We start from the raw sequence: 26448 nt of genomic DNA on the forward strand, positions 1-26448 counted from the left end.
CACCAACAAGCCAACACCACCATACCCACCTGGGGCGACGCAATCTGCTGGAACGAACTCCACCACACCACCCCATACCACAACACCTGGGACTAACCCACAAGCAACACATTTTGTCCTATAACCCTCCGGTTAAGCCGTTCGCCCGCTTGCTGGCAGAAAAAGCAGACGCCCCAACGGGCAAGGAACGTGCTACACCAGCAACCACAACGGTGCAGCTAATCCACTATGCAGCCAAACAGATCTACGACGTAGCCGAACGCTCCATCACCCGACAACTAGGGTATATAAGAGGATTAGAGCCAAAGCCACAACTGAAGCTGGAGCATGGCACGACAGAGACAAAATACGCTTTGCCCGAGAAAACAACTTCACCACACCAGCCCCTACCAAACCGCTGGGACTAACCCCCACTTACACAATCTGCTCTATAACCCGAGCCTGCCCTGGCATACACTCGACTATCGCACTCCGTCACTGAAGCCGTGAACAACCTTGTCAAATAGCGAAGGCTTCGAATAGAATCCTCGATTCCACAACTACCAAGGGTGATGTCTGCTCTACGCAGGCACATCCAAGTGCTAATTCATGGGCAGCACCATCTATCCCTAAACTCACTGAAAATCGAAGCTGCTTTTATTGGACGTGAAGGCGTGTATGCGGAGTGGTATTTATCGGTGCGTAAACGTAAGTAGTGGTTAATGATAGTAGGCCCACACCGAATGGTGTGGGCCTAGCAGCGACTATCGGACGAGTTACTTCTTCTCGTCAGTTGTTAAACCGGCCGCTTCAGCAGCTTCCTTCTCTTTCGAGACGGCTTCATTGGCAAGGTCTTTGGCCTTATCGGCGGCGTCGCCAGCCTTATCTTTAGCTTTATCGGCAAGATCTTCTGCTCCATCCTTGACGTCTTTAACGGCGTCCTTCGCGGTATCCTTGACGTCCTTAGCGAGATCCTGTGCCTTTGCCTTTAGCTCGTTCAAACGGGCTTCTCCAGCGTCAGTAGCCTCATCCGCCGCTTCCTTGACGGCCTCAACAGGGGATTCCTCGCCCTGTTCATCGGCGGTGGCGACATCTTCCCAGTAGGACTCCGCCCACGGGTCCTGCACCGGCTTAGAACGCGACCAGGCGGCGTAGGCAATAGCGGCACCGGCACCGGCAACAAGAACGAAGCCAAGGAGCTTGCGACCGCGCTTCTTCGTCGGTTTCTCAAATTCTTTTCGAGATGCTTCGACAATGCTGCGCGTGCGGCTCGATAGATCACCAGAGCTATTGCGGGCTTCTTCGATAGCAGCATGGAATGCTCGCTTGGCCCGTGGATAGTAATCTTCCCGAATACGACCAACGGTATCTTCCGCGCGTGCGGCTGCATCCTTGACGTAGGGGCGGGCCCGATCGGCTGCGTCCTTCAGGTATGGACGGGCACGATCGTAGGCTTCATGAGCAGCATTATTTGCCTTGCCGTAGGCGTCCTGCGCGAGCGGGACGATACGTTCGGCCGCCATTTCAGCGTGTGGAGCTGCCCATGTGCGAGCTGCTTTACCAGCTTGTAGCGCCCGATCTGAAACCTTTAGACCAGCATTGCGTGCCTGATCGGCAAAAGACGAAGCCTCTTGCATGAGCTTGTCTTTCTTGCTCTTCCTCTTACAGCACAGAAACGACATTGACATACCTCCAAAACTCACGGATGGTTCCATCCGTCTCAACACCCATTTTTCCACGTGTGGAACAATATTGCAGAGCCTTGCCACGTATTATCTAATAAATTTCGCCGTTAGCACGTATGACGCTGTGGAAAGTCTCAATATTTTCTCAGTATGTGCGAAGATAGGGCCATGAAAGCAACATTGCACACCACCTATGGTGATATCACAGTTGATTTGTATTCCGACGAGGCACCGGAAACGGTAGCCAACTTTACTGAGCTGGCAACCGGAAAACGGGAGTGGCTTGATCCTAAGACGAATGAACGGACGTCGCGGCCTCTGTATGACGGTGTCATCTTCCATCGCGTTATCGCTGGATTCATGATCCAGGGTGGCGATCCTTTGGGTACGGGTACGGGCGGTCCGGGATACGTCTTTGATGATGAGATTGCTCCGGAATTGAACTTCACCGAGCCGTATATGCTCGCTATGGCTAATGCAGGTAAGCGTGGTGGCCGAGGAACGAACGGATCGCAGTTCTTCATTACGGTAGCCCCTACCACCTGGTTGCAGGGTAAGCATACGATTTTTGGTCGCGTTACCGATGTGGATTCTCAGGCTGTTGTGGATAAGATCGCTACGGCAGAGACTGGCCCGATGGATCGTCCTGTTGAGCCGATCGTCATCAATTCTGTTACTGTTACCGACTAAACATTGGGGCTATTGCGGCTATATGAGCCATTCTATTCCCAATATGATGCTATATGTCTGATATAGATTCACCGGCGGGAGGGTCATCCTCCCGCCGACTGTTTACCGATTATCCACCAGTTACCATCGCACTGATTGTGGCGTGCGTATGCGTCATGATTGCGCAGTATTTCTGGCCACAGGTGTATATTGATTTGGCGTATCACCCGTATATAGCTCACTACGAGCCGTATCGCTTTATTAGTTCAGCGTTTCTCCACAGTGGATTTTGGCATCTCGTGATTAACATGCTGTCCTTGTGGATTATTGGGCGGATTACCGAGCCGATGTTCGGAGCGGGACGTTTCCTGACGATATATTTCCTCAGTGCAATTGCGGGAAACGTCGTGGCGACATTTATCGGTTACCTGATGAATCAGGAGTACGTGATTGTTGGCGCATCTGGTGCGATCTTTGGTTTATTTGGTGCGTTAATCGTCGTTGCTCAAGCTGGGCATGTGCCCATGAAAAGCTTTTATATTGTTCTCGCGATCAATATTGCATTCAGCTTGTTATGGCCGCAGGTATCGTGGCAGTCCCATCTTGGCGGTTTGATTACAGGTGCTCTCATTATTGAGTTGTGGTTTATGGTAGCGAAAGTCTGCCGTCGCTACGCAGGTATTGCGTCTGTGATGCGAAAGAATCCTCGCTATTTAGTTGCCGTTAATGTTCTGACGGCGTGTTTATTTATAGCGGCACTGCTGTATCCCATGTACATGTATTCAGACCGTATCTAGCTAGCCACAAACGTTTCTCTATCTCGTCGATTTCCACATCTTACGTTCTGTGCCAGGAAAGATATCTGGGGAAAAGATTATCGGGATGTGGAACGAACTGTGCGACGAGAACAATAGTTATTCACGTACTCATCCACTACTGTGGAAAATTACATGCATGTTATTCCACTGGTGTGGATATGCCTGGGGATAAATTACACGGATGTTATTTCCGCTGAGATGTGTTGTGATTTTGCGGATTCTTCTAGAAAAACATGTGCTAACAATGCAGTTCAGATAACAACGTGAAGCAGGAGATTGCCGCAGAACCGAATATGACGTTCCAGTACGTGCTAACAACGTTTGTCGTTACTAAGGCGATAAACGTCAGGCTTAATCTGCGGTAGTGGCCCGTTCCCCATTTCTGAGCCGAACTGGAAATCCCGCAGGTGCAGCAGGAGGTATAGGACGAAGCGTGTGAGTAGGTCTATTCCCGGGCGTCAAGAAATAACAAGAAATAAACAAGGAACAACAGCAGGAAATATCAAAAAAGAACGATAAGAACAGCAAACGGGTAGGAGCATGGATTGCCCTACCCGCCTTATACTGCGGAAATATGCTTCCTCTCGAGAAAGCTACTTCCATCCCATCGTCATCAAGAAACCGACAAGCATGAAACCAATACCGATAAAGAGATTGACATTGCCGTTCTCTAAGCCAGGAATGGGATAGCGTCCGGAACTAACGTAGGTAATGACGATGATAAGCAGACCAATCAGGGCCAAACCCACCATAACGGGAACCCACCAGCGTGGGGACGCCTTGGGGGCTTTCTGATCCTGACGCATCTGCGCCTGCTGGCGGGCAATACGCCGCTGCTCGACCTTCTTACGTTTCTTCGACTCGGGCATCTTTCATCCTTTACTGATAATGATGTCTTAAGCCTATACAACAGAAAGCCAAAACAGGAATTAGCTGCTGGCAGATTTTCCCACCAATTCCTGCAGGTGCGATAAGCTAACGCACGTATCGACTGCAAAGTCCCTCATGGAGAGGTGTCCACGCGGTTTTCGGTAAGATTTTATCGAGGCCATATTGGGCTATCCCTAAGCAAAGGATGAAGTATGACACATGCCGATTCGACCCTGTCAACCCGTCATGGCGACCGGCGAAAGCCATCCCTGTTTATCAATATCATTGGGATTATCGGCGAGTTGTGCATCACTATCGGTTTAGTACTGACGCTTTTTATCGTCTGGCAAGTGTGGTGGACAGATATTGAAGCGAATCGCGAACAACGCGCTGCAGTGGAAAAGATCCAAGAGCAATTCGGTCAAGTTGATACCACCAAGATTGCTCAGCCACAGCCAGGGCCACCACCAGACTGGACGAAACCTCTCGCTGAGGGGGAGACGATCGGAGTCATGCGTATTCCAGCTTTTGGTCTGACCTATGCCTACACGATTCAGCAAGGCACAGCCTTGGAAGAGATTTTGGATAAAGGCTCGTTCGGGCACTATGTAGAGACGGCACTGCCAGGCCAGATAGGTAATTTCTCCACGGCGGCGCACCGGCAAACCTACGGCGCTCCCATGTTGCACGTTGACCAATTAGAAGACGGCGATCCTATTGTGGTGGAGATTCCCGATGCGTATTTGGTTTATCGTGTCGTTGGGCACGAAATCGTAGCTCCCGATGCGACCTGGACTATCGCTCCAGATCCATTCCAAGCCCTAGCCGCCCAACAAAACGGGGGCTCAGCCCCAGGAGAACCGACGCGACGCCTACTGACTATTACCACGTGCCATCCGCCGTTTATTTCTAATGAACGCTGGATTGTTCATGCAGAATTCGAGTATTGGACGAAGCGAAGCGATGGTATCCCGCAGCCGCTGGCCGATCCGGCCGCATCTGGTTCCGGTGCCGCAGGGGTTTCGTCGCCCTCTTTCGATCAGCCAAGTTCTATGCCGGCGCTGGGCGAGAAATATTTTCTAACAGATCTTTTTGCTGATAGCTCCGCGACGAAGAAGGAGATGTAGATGTATGCAGCATTATGGCGGATTTTGCCGGGGCCGCGATGGCTCAAAGCAATTGAAGCACTTATTTTGATCCTCGCAGTGGTTTATGTGCTCTTCGAGTTTGTTTTTCCCTGGGTAATGGAAAACACGAAACTTGTTGACAATACGATTGGAAACTAGCAAAACACTAGTTATCACAGTTAACGTGTGCTGATAATCAATGTAGCGCTTTCTTGTGTATAGCGCCGAGAAGCAGGATGTATTATCGGCGCGGATAGACCGCAGGGATCACCTGGATTCGCGTTATCTCTCCCAGATAGCGAAGGAGAGTAACAAAAAATTCCTTGATTCCTGCGGTCTTTTCGCTTATGCAGGGCGGCATTGATTGTGACTGCCTTGGATGACGATGTGATACCCGTGGCAGGGCATCCAGTGAATACTCCTGTACCTTGCTTACCGCTACCCAGTCCTCAGCCCATCAGATCAATTCATTCACCGAGCAAACCCCTAGCTACAACCACGGCATTATGCGGGTTTGTAGCGTTATGGGTTCGCTCGTCAGCCGTTCTTGTTTTTATCTTTATCTTTATCAGTCGGCTTTGGACTCGGCGTTGTCGTCGAGGCATCTGTTGGCGGCTGTGTCGGAGCTTTGGCAACAACGAGATCAACGCGCTGATCATAGGGAACTTTTCCGGGACCAGGAGTCATTTCTAAGACGACACCAGGGGCATAATCCGAGGTTTCCCGTTCGGTAATCGAAATCGTTGGAATATGTAGCTCATCGCGCAACACAGCTTCGGCGTCCTTTACGGCAAAGCCACGCAGATCCACCAACATGATTTCACCAGAAGCAACTACCAGATTTACCGTCGATCCCTTACTTACTTCAATACCTGCACGCGGATCTGTTGAGGTGACAGTGTCTTTTGCCTTTCCGGGAATATCTTGCGTATCCACACGCCCGACTTTCAACCCAGCGTCTTCTAGAGCTTTCTTCGCTTGATCTTGGTTGTAGTTGCCGTTGGAGACGTCGGGAACTTTTACTTTTCCTACACCCGAAGAGAAATGGACGATGACGGTGCTTCCAGCGTTAACCGTGGAGCCGATCTGCGGGTTTGACGAGACGAAAATGCCGACGGGAATGGTGTCATGCTCGACAGGATCGCCAATATCGAGAGATAGTCCCGCTTTTTCCAGCGTCTGCCGGACTTGCGTCTGATCCATGTTTTGCATATCCGGCACGGTAATTTGCGTCGCCGTTGGCTCTGACTTTGGAGGCTCGTGGTGAGTAGAAACGTAGGCATAGATGATTCCTATCGTGGCCAACACGAAGAACAATATGCCCAAGAAGATGTACATGCCATTTCGGCGCGGCTCTTCTTTACTTTCCGTTTTTACCGACGCGGGCGCGGGTGCGGGCTGCGCGAGGGCAGGGGAAGCCGGAGGAACAGCAGTTGCCGTCACGGATGTTGCCGGAATAGCGGGGGTGACGTGAGTTGGACCGGAAATAACCTGCGTTTGCCACGACCCTACCGCCGGCGCAGAGACGCTTTCACCACGGTAAGCAGCAAGAAGCTCAGCTCGCATATCTCCCGCGCTTTGGTAGCGATCCTCGCGGCGTTTTGCCAGAGATTTCATCACTACGCGGGCAATATCCTCAGGAATATCGGGCGCGATATTGGCGGGTGGAACCGGAGTTTGGGAGACGTGCTGATACGCCACTGCCACAGCGGAATCTCCACGGAATGGCGGCTGCCCGGTTAGTAGTTCGTAGAGCAGGCATCCGGTGGAATACAAATCTGAGCGCGCATCTACCACTTCACCGCGGGCTTGTTCGGGTGAAAGATACTGAGCAGTACCGACGACGGAGTTCGTCTGCGTCATGGTGGCGGCTGAGTCGGCGATAGCTCGGGCAATCCCGAAATCCATCACTTTGACCTTGCCATCCGGGGTCAACATGATGTTGCCAGGTTTTATATCTCGGTGAACGATCCCCTCGCGATGCGAGTATTCCAAAGCAGATAACACGCCGACGACGATCTGAACGGCTTCTCCGATTGGTAGTGCGTCCCCGTTTGATAGGAGCTGAGATACCGTCCGGCCCTTAACGTATTCCATGACGATATACGGCAACGATAGGGTGCGCCCAGAATCTGAGGTCATCGTTTCTTCGCCGGTATCATAGACCGCAACGATAGACGGGTGATTCAAAGCAGCAGCAGACTGCGCTTCCCGCCGGAAACGCGCAACAAACGTCGGGTCGCTTGCGTGATCCGTTCGCAATACCTTCACAGCCACTGTTCGCGATAGACGAGTATCGTATCCCAGATGGACTTGTGCCATACCGCCGCGACCGATGAGATCACCGACCTCGTAGCGATCTCCTAGGATGCGTGGTACTTCAGCCATGCCACTCTTCCTTCTCTTAGGATGCTGGGTGCATCGTTAAACATATTGCCGCAGTTCTGATGAAAAGCTCTAACTATTAACGTTACAATCCGGTTACAGTTTGCCGACGGGTTAAGATCCGCGGTGCCCTGGTGCGGATATGCGTGGGGATATGCCCTGATAGCACGGGCTAATTCGATGACACGTGCTGATCTGTGTGCGGGGTTTCCACTCATTGGCTCACCACCGCTTCAATAACCGCGCGAGCTACTGGGCCGGCCACCTCGCCACCATCGCCGCCATTTTCCACAAATGCGGCAACAGCCACGCGCGGGTGATCGGTGGCATCGAAGCCCGCGAACCAGGCGTGTGGTTCTACCTCGGGGGAAATCTCCGCTGTTCCCGTCTTACCGGCAACTTGAACATTTCCTAACGCAGCATGTGTTCCAGTACCACGGTTAACCACATCAATCATCATTGAGCGCATATCACTGGCCGTTTTTGCTGATATTGGACGGCTAAATTCATGTGGTTCAGTTTGGGATAACACGGCCAGATCGGCAGATAGGGTTTGATCGACGAGATAAGGGGTCATAAGTACCCCGTTATTTGCGATTGCTGCCGCAACCATTGCCATTTGCAGAGGCGAGACGCGCACATCTTGCTGCCCGAAAGAGGCCATCGCCAAGGCTGCTTCGGAGGAATTCTTGGGAAAGACCGCTCCTCGCGTTTCCAATGGAATCTCGAAATTGGTGTGGAATCCGTAGGCTTCTGCCATTTTCGTCATGGCATCTTGCCCGAGACGTTGCCCACCAATAGCAAATGCGGTATTGCAGGATTGTAAGAACGCCTGCCGTAGTGGAACTTTTCCGGAACCATCTCCGCAGGGGCGCTGCCCAGGATTGAAGATCTTGTGATCGGTTTGCGGAGGGGTGTAGGTCGTGGGGGCGTCGATCAAAGTATCGGCGGTAATCCCGGATTCCAACATTGCCGAAGCCGTGATGAGCTTAAACACTGAACCAGGGGCAAAGAGATCGCCACCGATAGCTCGATTTTCTAGCGGATGGGCGGGATCTGATTCGTAGCTATTCCAGCCTTGTTGTGCAGTGGCAACATCATGCGAGGCGATGATATTCGGATCAAAAGTGGGTTTGGAAACTAAAGCTAAAATTTTTCCGGTTTCTGGTTCAATAGCAACGACTGCACCTCGTTGGTTGCCGAGCGCATCCCAGGCAGCTTGTTGAGCTCGGGGATTAATTGTGAGAGAAACACCGCCGCCTTGTGGCTCTTTACCAGAGATCAGTTCGTTGAGGCGTTGGCCGAAAAGTTCGTCTGAGCTTCCGGATAGCACCCCGTTTTCAGCGCGTTCCATTCCGGTCATTGAGTTATACACGACGGAAAAATAGCCGGTAATGGGCGCATATAGCTCTCCGTGGGAGTAGGTGCGCTGGTAACGGTAAGGCGAATCAACGGCAGTGGAGCCGGTAATGGCTTCTCCGGCGACGATAATCGGACCGCGATCTATCCCGTACTGCTTGTAGAGAGTGCGAACGTTGCGCGCGTCAGCATTGAGCGAGTCTGCTCGGAAGAATTGGAGTGACGTCGCCGCCGCCATGAGGGTGAGAAACATGACGATGACGATGGCAGTGAGTTTACGTAAGGGGGGATTCATCGGGATACCACCACCGTTGGTTGCCGGTCTGCTTCTTCGGGTGAGGGAGCTGTGGCAGGATCGGTCAGGGTGAGATCACCTGAGTCGCCACTTGATACCGGCGGAGCTGTAGGAGTGTACGGACGGCGGGCCGCGTCAGACATACGCAAGAGTAATCCCACGATAATCCAGTTGGTCAGCAAGGCAGATCCCCCTAAAGCCAGGAACGGCATTGCTAAACCAGTTAATGGAATAACGCCGGTTACTCCGCCAACAACGACGAAGCATTGCACAGCGATGACGAAGCCCAATCCAGAAGCAAGAAGTTTTCCAAAACCATCACGCAGATCGATGGCAACCTTAAAGGCGCGCGAGACGAAGAGTAAGAAGATTGCCAAAATGGCGAGCAGGCCAATCAGTCCGATTTCTTCCCCGAAAGAGGCGATGATGAAATCAGAGTTCGCAGCGAAAGAGTTTGTGGGATAGCCTTGCCCAAAACCAGTGCCTACCATGCCGCCGGAGGCCATTCCAAACCAGCCTTGGACGAGCTGATAAGAGCCGAACGCAGAGTTGTAAATATCAGGATCCAGGGGGTGCTGCCAAATTTCAAAACGCGCCTGGATGTGCGGCATAATCTGCACAATCGCATACACCCCGACGATGGTTAACAGCCCGCCGAAGATAATCCATGAGATACGTTCGGTAGCGATGTAGAGCAGGGCGATAAACAAGGCAAAGAACAGGATCGCAGTGCCGAAGTCGCGTTCCATCATCAGGATTCCCATACAGGCAATCCAGGCGACGAGGAGCGGGGCAAAATGCCGAGCGCGCGGCAACTGAATCCTAAAGAATTTCTTACCCGCTAATGCCAGGTTGTCTCGCTGCACGACGAGGTAACCGGCAAAGAAGATTGCAAACAGAATTTTTGCCATCTCGGCAGGCTGATAGGAAAATCCAGCGAAGTGAATCCAGATTCGTGCGCCATTAATCGTTCGCCCCAGCCCCGGAATCATGGGCATGAGCAGTAGAAATGTGCCACCGATCAGCGATAGGTAGGTGACTCGGCGCAATCGACGGTGGTCGCGAAGGATACCAACTGTGGCCACCATGAGGATCAATCCGAGTACTGCCAGCCGTGCTTGCCCCGTCAGCTCTGGCGCCCCTCCGCGAGCCACTAGGGCAAAGTCGATACGGTGGATCATGACCAATCCGAGGCCGGTTAATGCGACCGCAATGGGAAAGAAGGTTGGATCAGCCCAGGGCGCCCAACGTCGGATAAAGATATGGGCTATACAGACCGCTATGACCACCAGAGCCATGATGAGGGCAAAACGTGGTGGAACAGGGCTCGTTGCATGTTCTGTTTCCGCGTGATACACCAAGATCCAGGCGATAGCACAGATAACTAGGGCGATGACGAGAAGCCCAATTTCTCGCAGTCGCCCGGTGCGTGCGCGCTGTTGCGTGACCACGCTCATCGGTCGTGATCCTTTTCTTGGGTGACTGGGGGGACTGTTGGCTGAGTGCGCGGCGTTTGCGAGATACGAGGCGTGGCGTCGTCGCGTGAGGTGGGGAGCCCGCTTGGTGCGCTGGGGGTATTCCCACTGGGTGCCGTACCGCCGGTAGGGGTGGTACCTGGGCGATTCTCTGTCGGAGGATATACCGACGGAGACGGGGTATTTGACGGTGCGGGGTTCGTTCCTGCGGGATCTTTACTACTATCTCGTTCATGGGCGGCGAGATCTGCGATTACTTTTTCGGCTTCTTCCAGCGATCCGCGGGTAATCGGCGAATCAAGACGGCTTTGTGCCACGGGGGCAAGATCCGTCAGGCGAATGGTGGTCTTGGTATGCAGATGGGAGAGCTTAATTGGCCCAAGATCATTAGGAACGCCTTGGAAAATAGCAAGATACCCCTCTGAGGTACTGACGTAATACTGCCGTTGTGACCAGGAATATGAGCCAAATCCCGCGCCGAGGAGGACGAGAAGAATAACGATAGTCACCCCGAGGCGCGCCCAGATTCGACGAAGCGGGGTGGGTGCGGGGGCGTCGTCGTCCTGAATCTCATTATCCGGTGCCGCGTCGGCGTGCGATCGGCGCAATGCGGCGGCCTGTGCGGCAGCAGATTGCCCGCCACGGGTTGGTTTGGCGGCGTCAATGGCGGCCGATCCAACAATGAGTGGACCACGATCAGCGTGAGGTTCTTCGGTATCGTCATCAACGATGTCGGCAACAATAACTGTGACGTTATCTGGAGCGCCCCCAGCTAGTGCGAGATCAATAAGCTCCTGGGTACATGCATCGACGTCAGGATAGTCGATAAGCGTCTGGGCGATTCGTTCGTCGGAAACAACGCCGAACAGCCCGTCGGAACACAGTAGCCAGCGATCCCCAGGGATGGCGACGCGCAAGGAGGCATCGATGTCGAGTGGTTCTGGAGTGTCGCCGATATTGCGCATAATCACGTTTCGTTTGGGGTGATTTGCAGCTTCTTCGGCAGTGATTTCTCCGTGATCGAGGAGATATTGGACGAGGGTATGATCCTTGGTGATTTGCATGAGGGCGTTTTCCCGTAGCAGGTATGCCCGAGAATCCCCAATATGTGCCATCGCTAATTTATTCGAGGAACGCAAGATGGCAATGCACGTCGTCCCTAAACCAGCTAGTTCAGTTTGTTCTTCAGCACGTTCAATAAGTTCGCTATGGGCCTCTTCGAGTGTGGTGTGCAGGAGAGAGAGGAGATCTTCTGCCTGGTGAATGTCATCAATTCTCGCCAAATGGCCGACGACTACCGAGGAGGCAATATCGCCACCTGCAGCCCCGCCCATGCCGTCGGCGAGAACGAGGAGGTTATTAGAGGCATACCCAGCATCCTGGTTCGTAGAGCGAACCAGACCGACGTCAGATAGTGCGGCATAGCGAAGCGAGAGTGTCACCGGCGTAGCTCCATCGTCGTTTTACCAATGATGATCGGAACTCCCGGTGCAAGCCGCGTAGGCTGGTAGATCCGGGTGTTGTTGACCCACGTGCCGTTAGTTGAGTTGAGATCCTCGATATACCAGTCGGCGCCGTCGGTGTAGAAACGGGCGTGGCGGGCAGAAGCAAAGCCGTCATCTAATACCAGAGCAGAATCCGGAGATCGGCCGACGGTTAGTGCAGAATTGCCCAAAGGGATTGTGGTGCCAGTCAGATCACCGGCGCTGACCACAAGCTGCCAGTGGGGTTGCGCGTTGGGGGCAGGGCGAGGTGGCTGCGCGGCCGGAGTGTTGTGCCGTTGCGAGGAGCGTGCAGGTCGACGCGCGGCGCGGTCGCGGATTGCTGTGCCAAATACGTCGTTCTTGATAGTGATGACGATCAAAAGAACGAAAATCCATAGCAGCGCAAGAAAACCGAAGCGCAGTAGCGTGAGAGTAAGTGGGCTCATGAGGACTCCGGAGTGGTCCAGAATAAAATACGGGTACGCCCTATCGTGATGGTGTTGCCATCAAGCAAAGTGGCGGCGGTGATGCGATGACCTTCGACGTATGAACCGTTCGTCGTGTTCAAATCGGTGGCGATCACTCCGCCTGGGGTAATGCGCAGTTCGAGGTGCTGACGGGATACTCCTGGATCGTCAACGGTGATATCCGCGTTTGATCCGCGCCCAATGACGGTGACGGTTCCCGTGAGGATGTAGCGCTCGCCGTCAATATCAATGATGGGGTTTTCTGGGGAAGCGTAACCGGTTGTTGCCGGTGCAGCCGCGCCTCGCCGCGAACGACCTCGCACAACGAGTTTCCCGCGGGTCAGCTCCGCATTTTTGGTGAAGGTGATGGATACCGGCCCAAGGAAGGCGTATTGCTGTTCGCGGGCGTGTTCGGTGGCGATGTCCGTCAGTTCTGCGCGAATTTCTGCTTCGCCCCAGTCGGTGAGCTTGTCGAAATCGGATTCTGATAAGGAAATCTCGAATTCGTTAGGGACGACAACGCGATCACGGCTAACCGCTGCTGCCCGATCGTCCATTGATTTCTTGATTCCCGAGGCTAATTCGACGGGTTTGAGATCGGAACGGAAGGCGCGGGAAAACACGTTCTCAAAGGCATTTTCGACGCCGCGTTCAATTTTATCGAAAGCGCCCATGTCTATCCTTTCAGTGTCTCGAAGTCGAATCTGCTCCTAGGGTACTCTGTATTGCGGAGGGAATACAGAGTACCTGGGAACGATGGTGTGGGAAAATGCGATTCGCACCATAGCGTATGACGTGAATATGACACGAGTGGGTCTGCTGTGTAAACTGGTTCGTGCTATCGAACTGGCTCGAGTGGCGGAATAGGCAGACGCGCACGGTTCAGGTCCGTGTTCCCTTTCGGGAGTGGGGGTTCAACTCCCCCCTCGAGCACCACCTCCTATCAGGTAAAGATAGGGCTTATGGATGAGGGTATATGCCCTCATTTTTTGTTTTGGAATACTCTGTGGGCGAGGGAATCTGCTGGAACGAACTCCACCACACCACCCCATACCACAACACCTGGGACTAACCCACAAGCAACACATTTTGTCCTATAACCCCATATCTGTACCGCCACCTCCAACTCATGACCTCCACCCCAACCCGTGCCATAAGACTTGGGACTAACCCAGGAGCAACACAATTTGTCCTATAACCCACAACTTGGGATTAAACGCCACTCGCACAATCTCTCAATCTCTCGATCTCTCCGATAACCCACCCTTGGGATTAACCCTTTTGAGTAACAGAATGTGCCCTATACCCCGAACCCCGAACACCGACCAACAACCGAGGAATATGAACACCTCAATAGGAAATGCCATCCAAGGCAGGAACAAGCCACGAACTACACTGCGCCAGCTCTTACCAAACTCCTGGGGATAATCCCATCCACGCTTTTGTTTTATACACCCTGCATATATGCAGGCATGTAGGTTGTTGAGATCATCCGCACTATGTCTTGTGTATATGTGATCTCAGTTGTGCACTGTCTCGGTTATGTATCCACATACGCACATGTGGATACGTGCACATGTGCATACCCATAGAAAAGTCAAAGTTGTGGTGTTTAGCGCCCGCCGCCGCACTCTGTGATACCTAGGCGACGAGCATCAAATAACGGAGGTAATTGGATAGATTGTGCTGCTACTTACTACTCCGATAGCGAACGCGCGGCGGCTTGTCGTCGGTTATCTAAATAAGCCATTATCTAACTCACCAGCGTTTGACCTAGCTAACTTTCATAGTTTTATTGCAAGAACGTATGAAAATCCGTCAAAAATTGATGCCACTTATTTTGTTCTCGGATACACCCCTACTAATGACGGCTTTTCGCAAGGCTTCACGGTAGAGAAAATCTTCTTAAAACACATTTGGGAGATACCTGCGCTACCTGCGTCTAGTTACTGTTAAGTCTGCGCTCTAAACATAGAGGCGCTAATCGATCCAGGTATTGAGCACAGATGCGTACTTCTCGGCGTCTTCTTCGGAATGGACGGAGAACAAGATGAGATCCATCGCCTGATCGTGGTGGTTCATCCAAGCAGTGACGGATTCCAGGGCAATCCGAGCGGCCTCCTCAATAGGGAAAGCATTGAAACCAGTGGAGATTGCCGGGAACGCAATGGAACGCACGCCAGGAATTTGCCCGGCCAGATCCATAGCATTCCAATAGCAGTTATAAAGAATCTCGCGATCTTTATCCTCAATTTTGCCGTCTTGGACGTCAGGACCAACCGTGTGGATAACATACTTTGCTGGTAGCCGGTAGCCGCGGGTTACTTTCGCATTACCCCGTGGCTCTTCCTCAAGCCCCTGTAATTCCATAATTTTCGCGCAATCGTTACGCATCCACGGGCCAGCCTGAGCGTGTAATACCGAGTCAAGGCATCCATGTAGGGGGATCGTGCATCCCGTCAGCGAGGGCAACGCAGTATTGACGAGGACGTCAACAACAAGCTGACGGACGTCGCCCCGGAATAGCACCGTTTCTGCCGAGGAAACGAAGTCGGTTTCCGGAAGAAGATCGCTAACTCGACGCAGATGATCGGCTTCCACTCGCCCGTGGAAACCAACCTGCCGATAGAGCAAGGTATTGATCGCCCGCGAAACCACCGGATTGATCGGACCAGGTTCGCGCAATGCTAATTCGGCCTGTAACCAGCGGAAGAGCTGATCGTCGGTGGAGAGATGGGCTAACGAGGAAGTGCCCGTGTAATGCTTATTAGGCAGACCGCCGAGCGCGGTCATCAGAAGATCGTAGTTGGCCCGCTTATCATTCTTTGGCTCTGGAAAAGGTTCCAATAGATCAATGGCGTCCTGATAATCGGACAGCTTAAGCATAACTTCCTCCCTGATACAGCTACTGACCAGCCTACTAGAGTTGGATGCTAAACGCCGAGACCGATCCATTTTCGTGGTCAGCTAGACTGTGCCGTAGTCTTACCACCATGAAGCAGACAGTAATTGGGCAGGCGTACCCTGGTTTTGATTGTGTTATCACCACTGATGGGGCATGTTCGGGTAATCCCGGCCCTGGCGGTTGGGCCTGGGTGGAGCATTATTCCGGCAAAACAATGAGCGGCGGAGCGGCGCAGACCACAAATAACATCATGGAGCTTACGGCCATGATTTCTGCCCTGGAATATGCTGGCCCGCAGGTCAATCTGGTGGTGCGTAGCGATTCCTCATACGTGGTTAATTCCATGACGAAATGGGCTGTCGGTTGGCGGCGGCGAGGATGGCGAAAAGCTGACGGTAAGCCGGTGCTTAATCAGGAGCTCATTGCGCGGTTATTGGAGCTATATGAGTCGCGCATTGGGCAGACGAAGGTTGAATGGGTTCGCGGGCACAATGGCGATGCGGCAAATGAACGTGCCGACGCGCTCGCAGTAGAGCAATCTCGTCGGTTTAATTCCTAATTAGGAAGTGCATACAAATGGCATAACGCGGGTGGGATATGAGGCTTGTATAGTTCTCCCGCCAGCGTGGATACCGCGGTATCGCTGCGTCTACCGAAAACTTCAGGAAATTTCGGCAGCAACTTGCGCAATCATGATTATTTTATTTTTTGTGTGTGGGTGATGGGTAACTGAATCAGGGGATAGAGGGCGGTTTCTCGGCTCGTGCCCACCTTTTGCTGTGGTGAATCGATCACTATTCAGCAGGTATCCAGGCGTTGTGGGATTAACGGGTGCAAGAGTGAGCGTCAGAGCAACAATGACATGTAGAGCTGCCTAGCGGATCTGCCGAGTAAAACTGCCGGTTAAGAGGGAGTATTTCCCTTCTCAAGAGGGATCTCCTGGGCGGTAGCCACCGTCATTTCGTCGAGTGCGTGCCGGATCGTTTTAGCAAAAACCTCCGGTGGCTGTGCGCCGCAGACGCCGAATTTCCCGCCGATAATACTGAAAGGAACTTCGGTGATGCCGAGGAGTTGAGCCTCACGCATATCTCGATGAACCATATTGGCGTAGGTATTGTTCGCTAATTCAGTATGAATCTCCTCGGCAGATAAGCCAAGGTGCGCGGCAATATCGCTGAGATGAGAAATCTGGGTGAGGTCTGTTCCGTGTGTAAATCGTGCCTGGAATAGCAGCTCAACGCTTTGCGCGCCAAGGAGTGCCGCCTGCTCTGGCGTTGTGCCCCGGGCTTTTGCGGCATAGACCAGTTGATGAGCCAGCGAGGTATTGACGTTGACGACCTGCTCCCATCGGATGTCAATCCCTTCGTTGTGACCAGCATCGACGAGAATATCAAGCTGAGGAAGGAGCTTTTCGGGTGTTGTGCCGGTCAACTGGCATAGGCTTTCTAGGTAGCTGAGCGTCGGTTCCTGAGGAGAATTCGGATCAATCTGGTAGGCGTGATATTCCACCGCGACGCGCTGCTCAGATAACGCAATGCCGCGTTCTAGACGCTTCTTGGCAATCCAGCACCAGGGGCAGGCGATGTCTACCCAGAGGTGAACAACAATGTCATGTTCCATGACCGTAGCTTATGCCAGGTGGTAGTGGGCGCGGGAGTGAAGAAAAGTGTGGCGGCGGTTAAGGTAGTGCTATGAGTGAATGTGATGACAAGATGGCGAATCGCAATGCTGGCGCCCCGAAAGCAGAACGGATTGCTCAAGAACGGGTGTTCCACGGGCGGCGTTTTGTGGATTATTACGAGTGGATGCGGGATGATTCCAATCCGGCAGTGCGCTGCCATATTGACGCAGAAAACGAGTGGTTTGATCGGTGTACGGCCGATCAGGTGCCCTTGCGTGAGGAGCTTGTTCGGGAGTATGCCGCTCATACTCAGGAAACGGACGTCTCCGTTCCGGTTCGGCAGGGGGATTATTGGTATTGGCGGCGCACCTGGGAAGGGCGTCCGTATTCGGGATTGTTCCGAGTTCCGGTGACGGGAGCTGGGCAGCGCACGGATAAGTATCAGGTGCAGCGTCCGGCGACGGATACCTATGGGGAAACCTGCGTGTATGACGGCAATCAGCTTGGTGCGCATGAGGAATTTTTCGCTACGGGCGGCGGTGCCGTTTCCCCAGATGGTGAGCGCTATGCCTTAGCGATTGATACGAGTGGTAGCGAGCTGTATCGCTTACGTATCCACGATATTGATCGCGATCTTGTCATTGATGATGCTTTGGATAACATCGGCTGGTGTGTGGGGTGGACGGCAGATTCTGCCGCTGTTTTCTATACTCGCTGTGATGATGCGTGGCGCCCCTACCAGTTGTGGTTACATCGCGTGGGGCAAAAGCCTGAGACGGATGAGCTGCTTTATGAGGAAAAGAATCCTTCATTCGGCTTGTATTTTTCAATCTCACGCAATCATCAGTGGCTAGTGCTCAATGTGGAATCCACAGATTCTTCTGAGGTGCATTTGTTTTCCACTGCCGATCCACATCAGCATATCCGAGTATGTGAACGGCAGGCGGGTGTGTTATACGACCTGAGCGTCGGTGCGGATAAACTTTTTATTGTTCACAACGCCAACCATACTGGCTTTGAACTTTCGTCGGCGCCTATTGCGCAATCCACAGTAGCTGAGTGGACGAGCTTGGTCAGTGCCCAGGAGGGAGAGCGTATTCTTGGCGTGAGCGCGTTCCAAGATTTCTTGGTTTTGGCGGTTCGATCGAATGTTTCGGTGGAGCTGCGGGTGATTGAGCCTGGGCGTGATCCGTACCGGATTCCTACGGCTGAGACGATGAGCGTTGAGCTGGCAGATAATCCACAGTGGGATACTCGTGAGATTGATGTGGTCTGTGAGTCTATCGTTACTCCGCGTACCTGGATGTCGTGGAATCTGGATACGCATGAGCTACAGACCTTAAAGACGCAGCCGGTGCCTGGCTACAACGCGGAAGATTATGTTGAATATCGGCAGTGGGCGACGGCGCCTGACGGTACAGCTATTCCGCTGACGATTGCCCATCATAAAGACGTGCAGCCTGACGGAAAGAATCCTGGATTTTTGACAGGGTACGGCTCGTATGAGGTTTCTTTCGATCCGATGTTCAGCGTCTGCAATATTGCCTATCTGGAACGCAAGATGGTGTTCGCTATTGCTCATATTCGCGGTGGTGGCGATCTGGGGCGTCAGTGGTACGAGGACGGTCGATTACTCAACAAGAAAAATACATTCACAGATTTTGTTGCGTGTGGAGAGCACCTTATCAACTGTGGATTAGTGGATAAAGATCGGCTTGCTGCTCGTGGCGGATCCGCTGGTGGATTGTTAATGGGTGCCGTTGTGAATATTGCACCGCACTTATTCCGTGTGATTAATGCGGATGTTCCCTTTGTGGATGCCTTAACCACAATCCTTAAGCCAGAGTTGCCCTTGACGATTGGTGAGTGGGAAGAGTGGGGAAATCCGATCGAATCTGCTGATGTCTATGACTATATGGCCTCGTACTCGCCCTACGAAAACATCTCTGCACAGCGCTATCCTGCGATTTTGGCAACGACCTCGCTCAACGATATTCGCGTGTCGTACCTAGAACCGACGAAATGGGTTCAAGAATTGCGTCATACGGTTGCGCCAGACTCGGGGCTCATCGTGCAACATACGACGGTTGTGGCTGGTCACGCTGGAGGGTCAGGGCGCTACGAAGGGTGGAAGGATCGGGCGCGAATCATGGCATTCATCCTACGTGAGCTAGGCGTCGCCTAATAGGAAGGTCGTCTCGGTGGCCCGCAAAGCCCTAATCCACGTCGCTTCAAAACGTGGTGCGTAGGGGGCTTTGCGGGCCACCGGCACTATAAAATAACTTTCTCCTGCTGCACCTACTTCACCTGGCAACTGGCAGCTCTTAGCTTCTGTATCGCATATTAAGGACATCCGATACAGCACAGCAGTCAGTACCTATTTCCTGTTATCTGTTAAGCGCTGATTATTAGTGGCTACTTGTTAGCTAAGCAATCCTGGCTACTAGCTGCTACTGCGCGCTGATAGCACGGGGCGCACTGTTAGCTATCTGCTGTCTCGTGCTCGCTACTACTTACTATTTGGCTAGTTTCTTACGTGATCTGTACCTTACATGCGACCTATTACTGTGCAATACGGGAAGGCAGGCAGTATCCAGGCGGGCAATCTGCGATACTGCCGGCACGTTTATTAGGGATAGCGCCGCTTATCTTCCCGGCAAATACAGCACTGAAGTAGGGAAAATTGTGGCTATTCGTCGGTGCAAAGAAGCCGTCAACTGGATCTTTCCATGCGGCGCGAACGCCGCATATTACAGGCCCGACGCGCAGTGATGCCTAAAGTGATCCGTAAAGCTCGCCGGTGCATACGCTGAGGCGAACCTCGTCGTTCCAGTTTATCGGGGGGGGGTAGTTCTCGCTGCGTTGAGCGCTTCTTTCCATGATCCGAAGCGTTGACGGATGGCTGCGCCAGAGGGAAGCCCCTCATTTTTTGCGTCCTCTTTAAGCCACAGCGAATATCCCGCAAATGACGGCTGGCGATGGTTGCGCTCGCACTCAATTAAGAACCGGCGAAGCGCAAAGAGATAATCCTCAACACTGAACTTTAAGCCGCCACGCGCACGTCCACGCCGAGGCGTCAGCCCAATTGAAACGAGAGCGTCATTCCAATACCCGTTGAATCGTTTAATGACGGTCTGGGAGGTGGGTGGCCAGAGGAATGTTGTATCCGTCTGCGGGAATTGACGTACCAAATCGCTACGGCATAAGTCGTATTCTTTGGCGGTTAATGACAAACGGGGATTGTTTCGGGCATATTCTTGACCCGCCGCAATCAAGGCACACCACTTCTCCTGCTGTGCCACCGGCAGGGCGTGTAGATGGTCTGCCAGTTCCGGCATGAGGTTTTCTGGGATATGCACGTCGGTTATATCGAGCTGATTGACCTTGGCGATCGCGAGATACAGCGCGTATTGCAACGTTGTTTGAGAAAAATGCGGCGTCGGACCATACCCAGAACGCTCAATATCTAGTACAGAAGCCAGATGGAGAAGCTGTAGCGCTGCTTGGGCCGCGGTGAGAGAGACGGGAGGCAGCTCTGTTTTGAATGTTTGCGCCTGTTCATCAGCAGAATCACGGCCGATTACGTCAGAAATGGCACGCAGAGAAATGAAAGGGATGCCAAAAGCAGCTGCGGTTTGTGCTAAGGCATGAGATTCCATGTCGGCGCTCAAGGCGTCGGGAAAAGTCGCGCGAATATGCGGCATATTTTTTTCCGTGACGAAGGAATCCGAGGACATCATCAGGCCGAGATGGACGCAGTGATCGCTAGTGTTCTCAAGTGTTTGAGCTGCATCTACCAGCATAGGATGTGCCGATTGGCGTGCAGGCTGCCCAGGGATTTGCCCGAGAGCATAGCCGAAAGCGCTCGCGTCTGCGGTGCCGTGGACGTACTGTGTGCCGGCGACGATCTGACCAATCCGGATATCGCGACTAAGGGATCCGGCACTTCCGACGGAAATTACGGCACGAGGATCATATTTTGTCAGTGCCCAGCTCAACATGCTGGCGGCTGCCGTCATGCCTACGCCGGAAACAAGGAATAAGAGGGAGGTATGCGTGTTGCGGCGGATAACGGCGGTTCCGAACGGGCTGGAAATGCTGATGTGCTCGTAATCGGTGAGTAAGTCATCAAAAGGTTGCATCTCTTCTGCCATGGCTGTGATGACGATGGCGTTGACTCTACTCATGCGTAAACGTCCTCCCAGCTTGCACGCTGTGCCAGCATATTTTGCACGGCTTCTTGTGCGGCATTGAGTGAATGATTATCACCCCAGCCACATTGGACGGCATTAGCGGCTGGAACGGATGAGGCGTACAGAATATCTGCGAAGGTCTTTTCTATGAGGTCAATAGTGCCGGTGAGATCGGGTTCGCTAGCACGAATGAGATAGAAACCTGTTTGGCAGCCCATCGGAGAGAAATCCACGATGTCCTCAGCGTGATTTCGGCAGTATTCCGCGAATGAATGTTCGATGGAGTGAACGGCAGGCATGGAAAGATGCTCGCTATTAGGTTGGCAGAAACGCACATCGTATTTCGTTAGGACGTCGCCATGCGCCAGCCGTTTGACGTCTGCAATACGAACGAAAGGGGCGCGTACTGCTGTGTGGTCTAGATTGAACGACTCGACATTCATTGTGGGCATGTTCGTTACCTCCGGGATGATGTGATGAGGACGGACGTTTTCTTATGGCTGGTACGTCAGATCGCTCACGGCACTGGCGTGGGTGCAGTGTCGGCATCGACCAATTTTCATTGTTGTGATGTGGGGGATTCTGAACGGATGCATTGTGGGCAGATCCCCCAGAATGTGACTTCGGCTTCGTCAATATCGAAACCATGTGTGGAAAACGGTTCGAGGCAGGGTGCGCTGCCGATGACGCAGGGAATATCAATAACCTTTTTACAGGAGCGGCAGATGAGATGGTGGTGATTATCTGCGCGGAATAGTTCGTAGCGTGGAACAGATCCGGCAGGTTCAATCTCCCGAAGTAGCCCCTTATCGGTTAATGCGTGTAGGACGTCGTAAATTGCTTGGGTGGAGACGGAGCCGAGTCGTTTAACAACACCCTGACGGACTTCATCGGCACTCAAATGCGGGGTTTCTTCCACTACTTTGAGCACAGTGAGTCGGGGTTGGGTGACCCGCAATCCTGCATCGCGGAGTTGATCGGCATACATCTCTTCGTCCATAACTGCCATTTTTCCGTGAAACATAACGAATATCAAGGATGTATATAAGGCATATTTCGTTTTAGGGCGAGAGGTGGGGTGTTTTGTGGGATGGATACAAAGATGTAGTGGATAGGGAGGCGTTAGGTGGATAGAGAAGCAGATGGAGAAGGTAGGTGGGGAGGAAGTGTAGGTGGTAAGACGGTGGCGCGAGTCGTGAGGAGTGGAAAAACACGCCGGAGGCGACGCGCCGATAGGGTCGATGCGACGCGCCGAGAAAATATTGCCTCGCGGTGGGGCTGTAACGGACATTGTCCACGATTGTGGAAAAAGATGTTGACAGTTGTGGGTAAGTGGAAAAAGTTTTCCACAAGATCTGTTATCTGTGGAAAGAAATCTTTAATGTAGCGCTGAGGATAATGGAGATATCTGGCGAGCAGTTGTTGTTATCCAGATACACACTAGGCAATATTGGTACACATATAGGAGGTGGCAGTCCGTATTTGAGCGTGCAATATCGGCATATTGCCGCGGAAAAAGCCGTAAATAGGTAGTGCATGTTAAGCAAGGCGGTACATTGCCCGATGATGTATATCGCGTAAGTGTGTCTCTTTGCAGTACACATGCGGTAACAGATATGCGGCATCTATGCGCAATGAGTGCAGTAATGAGGGTGTGGCACTCGCGCCATAGTGGCTATTAACCACGCAGAAGTGGATACCGACGTCAAGCGGCATAACAGCACAGCTATGTGTGGGCAGTGCGGCGATGTGTCGGTAGGTAGATACATTGGCAGGCGAAGCGTTGCTATGTAGATCAATGCATTGATATGTGGTCAATCCGAAGCGAAGTGGTGTTGGTGTGATCATTGCCGAGGAGCTGACGAGGTATCGCCATGTGGTCACACCCACACTATGGCCGAGTGGAACGGCACAATATCGAATGGAACAGCACAACATGTGGAGGACTTCGTGGGTGATATGTGGGTAGTCTCGCGCTGCCTAGCAGCTCGTACACAGGCTTTCCACATGTGAAAAGAGGGGATGATTGCCAAGTGTGGCAGACACGCCAAAAACACACTATCTAGTGGTGCTAGATTGATGTGGCACTAGGTGTAGTGTTTATTGGCGTATCCCGTGAAGCCCAATAGGGCAGGAAGTTTCGAGGAGTATTGCGATGGCAGTAACGCTGTACACAAAGCCCAACTGCGTCCAGTGCAACGCTACGAAGCGCGCATTGGTCAAGCGAGGCATTTCGTTCACCGAAGTCGATTTGGTGGAGGATGCTGAAGCCCTGGCAACTGTCAAGGCGCTGGGTTATCAGCAGGCTCCCGTCGTCTTTGCTAATGGCGATCACTGGGCTGGATACCGCCCAGACATGATTAAAGCCATCACGGTAGAGCAGACCGTCGAGGTTTCGGCCTAAGAACGGAAAGTCGGCGGGTTCGGGGCGGCACAGCGCCGCCCCGATACGCCCAACCGAACCAACACAGCAGGGCAGCGCAAAAACAATCGGGAAAGCGAGAATACGATGGTCCACGTCGTGTACTTCTCCTCAACGACGAACAACACTAAGCGGTTCGTTGAGAAATTAGGTTTCCCCAATGAGCGCATCCCCTTGCATGCAAACGACGAGCCGCTGCGCGTAAATGAGCCGTATGTGCTGATCGTCCCCACGTATGGCGGCGGAACGATCCGTGGGGCAGTCCCCAAGCAAGTTATTAAATTCCTCAATGATGAGCACAATCGCTCACTGATTCGCGGTGTGATTTCTGGGGGGAACACCAATTTTGGTGAAGGCTATTGCCGCGCTGGCGATATTATTGCCGCGAAAACACACGTCCCCCACATGTATAAATTTGAACTGCTCGGGACGCCGGCTGACGTGACCACAGTTCGTGATGGATTGGAACAGTTTTGGAAACAACTTTGACGGATACTGGCGAAGAGTTCATGGATCCAGCGCTGGATTACCACGCGCTCAACGCACAACTGAACCTCTATGACGACGAGGGGAAGATTCAGTTTGACGCAGATCGGCTAGCAGCTCGTCAATATTTCCTGCAGCACGTCAACAAGAACACCGTCTATTTCCATGATCTCGAAGAAAAGATGGATTATCTGGTTTCTGAGGGCTACTACGAGAAAGCGATCTTGGATCAGTATTCCTTTTCTTTCATTAAAAAGCTGTTCAAGGCCTGCTATGCGCATAAGTTCCGTTTCCCTACGTTCCTGGGCGCATTCAAGTACTACACCTCCTACACGCTAAAAACCTTTGATGGCACTCGCTACCTTGAGCGGTATGAGGATCGGGTGTGCATGGTTGCTCTGACGCTCGCGGCTGGCGATGAGAAGCTGGCCATGTCGTTGATGCATGAGATCATTTCTGGGCGTTTCCAGCCGGCAACCCCGACTTTCCTTAATGCGGGCAAGATGGCGCGCGGGGAGCTCGTCTCCTGCTTCTTGCTTCGTATTGAGGACAATATGGAGTCGATTTCCCGAGCCATTAATTCCTCGTTGCAACTGTCGAAACGCGGCGGGGGCGTGGCGTTGAATCTGTCGAATCTGCGCGAACAGGGCGCACCGATTAAAAAGATTCAAAACCAGTCCTCTGGCGTTAATCCGGTGATGAAACTTCTGGAGGATTCCTTCTCCTATGCCAATCAGCTCGGCGCTCGCCAAGGAGCTGGAGCGGTGTATTTGCACGCCCATCATCCAGATATTATGCGTTTCTTGGATACTAAGCGTGAGAATGCCGACGAGAAGATCCGCATCAAGACGCTCTCTTTAGGGGTTATCATCCCGGATATTACTTTTGAGTTGGCGAAGCAGAACGCGGATATGTACCTGTTCTCCCCTTACGATATTGAGCGGGTCTACGGCGTTCCGTTTACTGAGATCTCCATTTCTGAGAAGTACTACGAAATGGTTGACGATAAGCGTATTCGCAAGTCGAAGATCAATGCTCGTCATTTCTTCCAGACCTTAGCTGAGATCCAGTTTGAGTCTGGTTACCCCTACATCATTTTTGAAGATACGGTTAATCGCGCTAATCCGATTGAGGGCCGGATTACCATGTCGAATTTGTGCTCGGAAATCTTGCAGGTTTCTGAAGCCTCACAGCTCAATGCGGATTTGTCGTATGCGCATGTGGGTAAGGATATTTCGTGCAACCTCGGTTCAATGAATATCGCGAAAGCGATGGATTCACCGGATTTCGGAGCGACGATCAACATGGCCATTCGCGCGCTGACGGCAGTATCCGATCAGACATCGATTGAGTCTGTGCCCTCGGTCAAGCGGGGCAATGATATGTCTCATTCGATTGGTCTTGGTCAGATGAACTTGCATGGTTTCCTGGGGCGGGAGCGGATTTTCTACGGTTCGCCAGAGGCCTTGGACTTCGTCAATATGTACTTCTATACCGTGACGTATCATGCGATTCGTGCCTCAATGCAATTGGCACAGGAACGTGGCAAGAAGTTTGAGGGCTTTGAAAAGTCGGCCTATGCCTCGGGTGCGTATTTTGATAAGTACATTAACGAGGAATGGGTCCCGCAATATGATCGGGTGCGGGAGTTGTTTGCCAATATTCATATCCCCACCCAGGACGATTGGCGGGCGCTCAAGGATGATGTGCAAAAGTACGGCATGTATAACCAGAATTTGCAAGCCATTCCGCCGACGGGTTCCATCTCATATATCAATCATTCCACGTCCTCAATTCATCCAATCGTGTCGAAGATTGAGATTCGTAAGGAAGGCAAGCTGGGGCGTGTGTACTATCCGGCGGCCTATATGACCAACGAAAACTTGGAATATTACCAGGACGCCTACGAAATCGGGCCGGAAAAGATTATCGACACCTACGCCGTTGCAACTCAGCACATCGACCAAGGGCTATCCCTGACGCTGTTCTATCCCGATACGGTTACCACGCGCGATGTAAACCGCAATTACATTTACGCGTGGCGCAAAGGGATTAAGACGCTGTACTACATGCGTATCCGTCAGGCGGCCTTGGAAGGCACTGAAGTTGCCGGCTGTGTTTCTTGCATGTTGTAAGCTCTAGCTCTGCGTCGGTACCCGTGGCATAGTATTCCTCAGAGTAATCTGTTCAGGTATCGACGGAGAGGAC

At 52.6% G+C, this 26448-nt stretch carries 23 protein-coding genes and 1 tRNA gene; 11 read left to right on the forward strand and 13 right to left on the reverse strand.

Going from position 1 to position 26448, the window contains the following annotated elements:
- Positions 1–755: 755 nt before the first annotated feature.
- Entirely contained in the window at positions 756–1667 is a 912-nt protein-coding gene (locus tag ACLHIJ_RS06350) for a hypothetical protein (RefSeq protein ID WP_411298734.1), read from the reverse strand.
- 165 nt (positions 1668–1832) lie between these two features.
- Here ACLHIJ_RS06350 and ACLHIJ_RS06355 point away from each other — a divergent pair, with 165 nt between their 5' ends.
- Together ACLHIJ_RS06355 and ACLHIJ_RS06360 are read left to right on the forward strand one after the other, a co-directional pair.
- Entirely contained in the window at positions 1833–2354 is a 522-nt protein-coding gene (locus ACLHIJ_RS06355; RefSeq protein ID WP_411297581.1) for a peptidylprolyl isomerase, read from the forward strand.
- Positions 2355–2407: 53 nt separating this feature from the next.
- Complete coding sequence (locus tag ACLHIJ_RS06360) at positions 2408–3130, forward strand: rhomboid family intramembrane serine protease (protein ID WP_411297580.1); 723 nt, start codon at positions 2408–2410, stop codon at positions 3128–3130.
- A 614-nt stretch (positions 3131–3744) separates the two neighbouring features.
- Here ACLHIJ_RS06360 and ACLHIJ_RS06365 read toward each other — a convergent pair.
- A complete protein-coding gene (locus ACLHIJ_RS06365; RefSeq protein WP_411297579.1) occupies positions 3745–4020 on the reverse strand; it encodes a cell division protein CrgA in 276 nt (91 codons plus the stop codon).
- A gap of 213 nt (positions 4021–4233) precedes the next feature.
- Between ACLHIJ_RS06365 and ACLHIJ_RS06370 the strand changes: the two genes are divergently transcribed.
- On the forward strand, positions 4234–5148 hold the full coding sequence (locus ACLHIJ_RS06370; RefSeq protein ID WP_411298736.1) for a class E sortase: 915 nt from the start codon (positions 4234–4236) through the stop codon (positions 5146–5148).
- Positions 5149–5307, forward strand: coding sequence for a hypothetical protein (locus tag ACLHIJ_RS06375; protein WP_411297577.1), 159 nt, complete (start codon positions 5149–5151; stop codon positions 5305–5307).
- Between the two features lie 378 nt (positions 5308–5685).
- On the opposite strand, the gene pknB is transcribed toward ACLHIJ_RS06375, so the two are convergent.
- From pknB to ACLHIJ_RS06405, 6 genes are all read right to left on the reverse strand, one after another.
- Complete coding sequence (gene pknB / locus ACLHIJ_RS06380) at positions 5686–7536, reverse strand: Stk1 family PASTA domain-containing Ser/Thr kinase (RefSeq protein ID WP_411297576.1); 1851 nt, start codon at positions 7534–7536, stop codon at positions 5686–5688.
- 211 nt (positions 7537–7747) lie between these two features.
- Complete coding sequence (locus ACLHIJ_RS06385; RefSeq protein WP_411297575.1) at positions 7748–9187, reverse strand: peptidoglycan D,D-transpeptidase FtsI family protein; 1440 nt, start codon at positions 9185–9187, stop codon at positions 7748–7750.
- Positions 9184–10644: an FtsW/RodA/SpoVE family cell cycle protein gene (locus ACLHIJ_RS06390; RefSeq protein ID WP_411297574.1), complete on the reverse strand. Its 1461-nt coding sequence runs from the start codon at positions 10642–10644 to the stop codon at positions 9184–9186. The genes ACLHIJ_RS06385 and ACLHIJ_RS06390 overlap by 4 nt, the downstream gene beginning before the upstream one ends.
- A complete protein-coding gene (locus ACLHIJ_RS06395; RefSeq protein ID WP_411297573.1) occupies positions 10641–12104 on the reverse strand; it encodes a protein phosphatase 2C domain-containing protein in 1464 nt (487 codons plus the stop codon). The genes ACLHIJ_RS06390 and ACLHIJ_RS06395 overlap by 4 nt, the downstream gene beginning before the upstream one ends.
- Positions 12101–12592, reverse strand: coding sequence for an FHA domain-containing protein (locus ACLHIJ_RS06400; protein WP_411297572.1), 492 nt, complete (start codon positions 12590–12592; stop codon positions 12101–12103). The genes ACLHIJ_RS06395 and ACLHIJ_RS06400 overlap by 4 nt, the downstream gene beginning before the upstream one ends.
- Positions 12589–13287, reverse strand: coding sequence for an FhaA domain-containing protein (locus ACLHIJ_RS06405; RefSeq protein WP_411297571.1), 699 nt, complete (start codon positions 13285–13287; stop codon positions 12589–12591). The genes ACLHIJ_RS06400 and ACLHIJ_RS06405 overlap by 4 nt, the downstream gene beginning before the upstream one ends.
- Before the next feature lie 175 nt (positions 13288–13462).
- Between ACLHIJ_RS06405 and ACLHIJ_RS06410 the strand changes: the two genes are divergently transcribed.
- Together ACLHIJ_RS06410 and ACLHIJ_RS06415 are read left to right on the forward strand one after the other, a co-directional pair.
- Positions 13463–13549, forward strand: a tRNA-Leu gene (locus ACLHIJ_RS06410).
- A gap of 747 nt (positions 13550–14296) precedes the next feature.
- On the forward strand, positions 14297–14569 hold the full coding sequence (locus tag ACLHIJ_RS06415; protein WP_411297465.1) for an NgoBV family restriction endonuclease: 273 nt from the start codon (positions 14297–14299) through the stop codon (positions 14567–14569).
- 24 nt (positions 14570–14593) lie between these two features.
- On the opposite strand, the gene ACLHIJ_RS06420 is transcribed toward ACLHIJ_RS06415, so the two are convergent.
- Positions 14594–15499: a macro domain-containing protein gene (locus ACLHIJ_RS06420; protein WP_411297464.1), complete on the reverse strand. Its 906-nt coding sequence runs from the start codon at positions 15497–15499 to the stop codon at positions 14594–14596.
- Between the two features lie 107 nt (positions 15500–15606).
- On the opposite strand from ACLHIJ_RS06420, the gene ACLHIJ_RS06425 reads away from it, so the two are divergent.
- Positions 15607–16077, forward strand: coding sequence for a ribonuclease H (locus tag ACLHIJ_RS06425; protein ID WP_411297463.1), 471 nt, complete (start codon positions 15607–15609; stop codon positions 16075–16077).
- A 344-nt stretch (positions 16078–16421) separates the two neighbouring features.
- Here ACLHIJ_RS06425 and ACLHIJ_RS06430 read toward each other — a convergent pair whose 3' ends face one another.
- Positions 16422–17138, reverse strand: a complete 717-nt coding sequence (locus tag ACLHIJ_RS06430) for a DsbA family protein (RefSeq protein ID WP_411297462.1) — start codon at positions 17136–17138, stop codon at positions 16422–16424.
- Between the two features lie 71 nt (positions 17139–17209).
- Here ACLHIJ_RS06430 and ACLHIJ_RS06435 point away from each other — a divergent pair, with 71 nt between their 5' ends.
- Entirely contained in the window at positions 17210–19324 is a 2115-nt protein-coding gene (locus ACLHIJ_RS06435; protein ID WP_411297461.1) for a S9 family peptidase, read from the forward strand.
- 649 nt (positions 19325–19973) lie between these two features.
- On the opposite strand, the gene mtnN is transcribed toward ACLHIJ_RS06435, so the two are convergent.
- The 3 genes from mtnN to ACLHIJ_RS06450 form a co-directional block, all read right to left on the reverse strand.
- Positions 19974–21326 carry a 5'-methylthioadenosine/S-adenosylhomocysteine nucleosidase gene (mtnN, locus tag ACLHIJ_RS06440; protein ID WP_411298738.1) on the reverse strand — a complete coding sequence of 451 codons (1353 nt, stop codon included), beginning with the start codon at positions 21324–21326 and terminating at the stop codon, positions 19974–19976.
- Positions 21323–21784 carry an S-ribosylhomocysteine lyase gene (locus ACLHIJ_RS06445; protein ID WP_411297459.1) on the reverse strand — a complete coding sequence of 154 codons (462 nt, stop codon included), beginning with the start codon at positions 21782–21784 and terminating at the stop codon, positions 21323–21325. Before ACLHIJ_RS06445 ends, mtnN begins: the two co-directional genes overlap by 4 nt.
- 107 nt (positions 21785–21891) lie before the next feature.
- Positions 21892–22332 (reverse strand): Fur family transcriptional regulator, encoded by a 441-nt coding sequence (locus ACLHIJ_RS06450; RefSeq protein WP_411298740.1) that lies wholly within the window; start codon positions 22330–22332, stop codon positions 21892–21894.
- A 1155-nt stretch (positions 22333–23487) separates the two neighbouring features.
- On the opposite strand from ACLHIJ_RS06450, the gene nrdH reads away from it, so the two are divergent.
- The 3 genes from nrdH (at position 23488) to nrdE (ending at position 26375) form a co-directional block, all read left to right on the forward strand.
- Complete coding sequence (gene nrdH, locus ACLHIJ_RS06455; protein WP_411298741.1) at positions 23488–23736, forward strand: glutaredoxin-like protein NrdH; 249 nt, start codon at positions 23488–23490, stop codon at positions 23734–23736.
- A 105-nt stretch (positions 23737–23841) separates the two neighbouring features.
- Complete coding sequence (nrdI, locus tag ACLHIJ_RS06460) at positions 23842–24243, forward strand: class Ib ribonucleoside-diphosphate reductase assembly flavoprotein NrdI (protein ID WP_411297466.1); 402 nt, start codon at positions 23842–23844, stop codon at positions 24241–24243.
- Positions 24228–26375, forward strand: a complete 2148-nt coding sequence (nrdE, locus tag ACLHIJ_RS06465; protein WP_411298742.1) for a class 1b ribonucleoside-diphosphate reductase subunit alpha — start codon at positions 24228–24230, stop codon at positions 26373–26375. Before nrdI ends, nrdE begins: the two co-directional genes overlap by 16 nt.
- Positions 26376–26448: the final 73 nt, after the last annotated feature.

It is taken from the genome of Trueperella sp. LYQ141 (genome assembly GCF_046599555.1).
Classification (GTDB): domain Bacteria; phylum Actinomycetota; class Actinomycetes; order Actinomycetales; family Actinomycetaceae; genus Trueperella.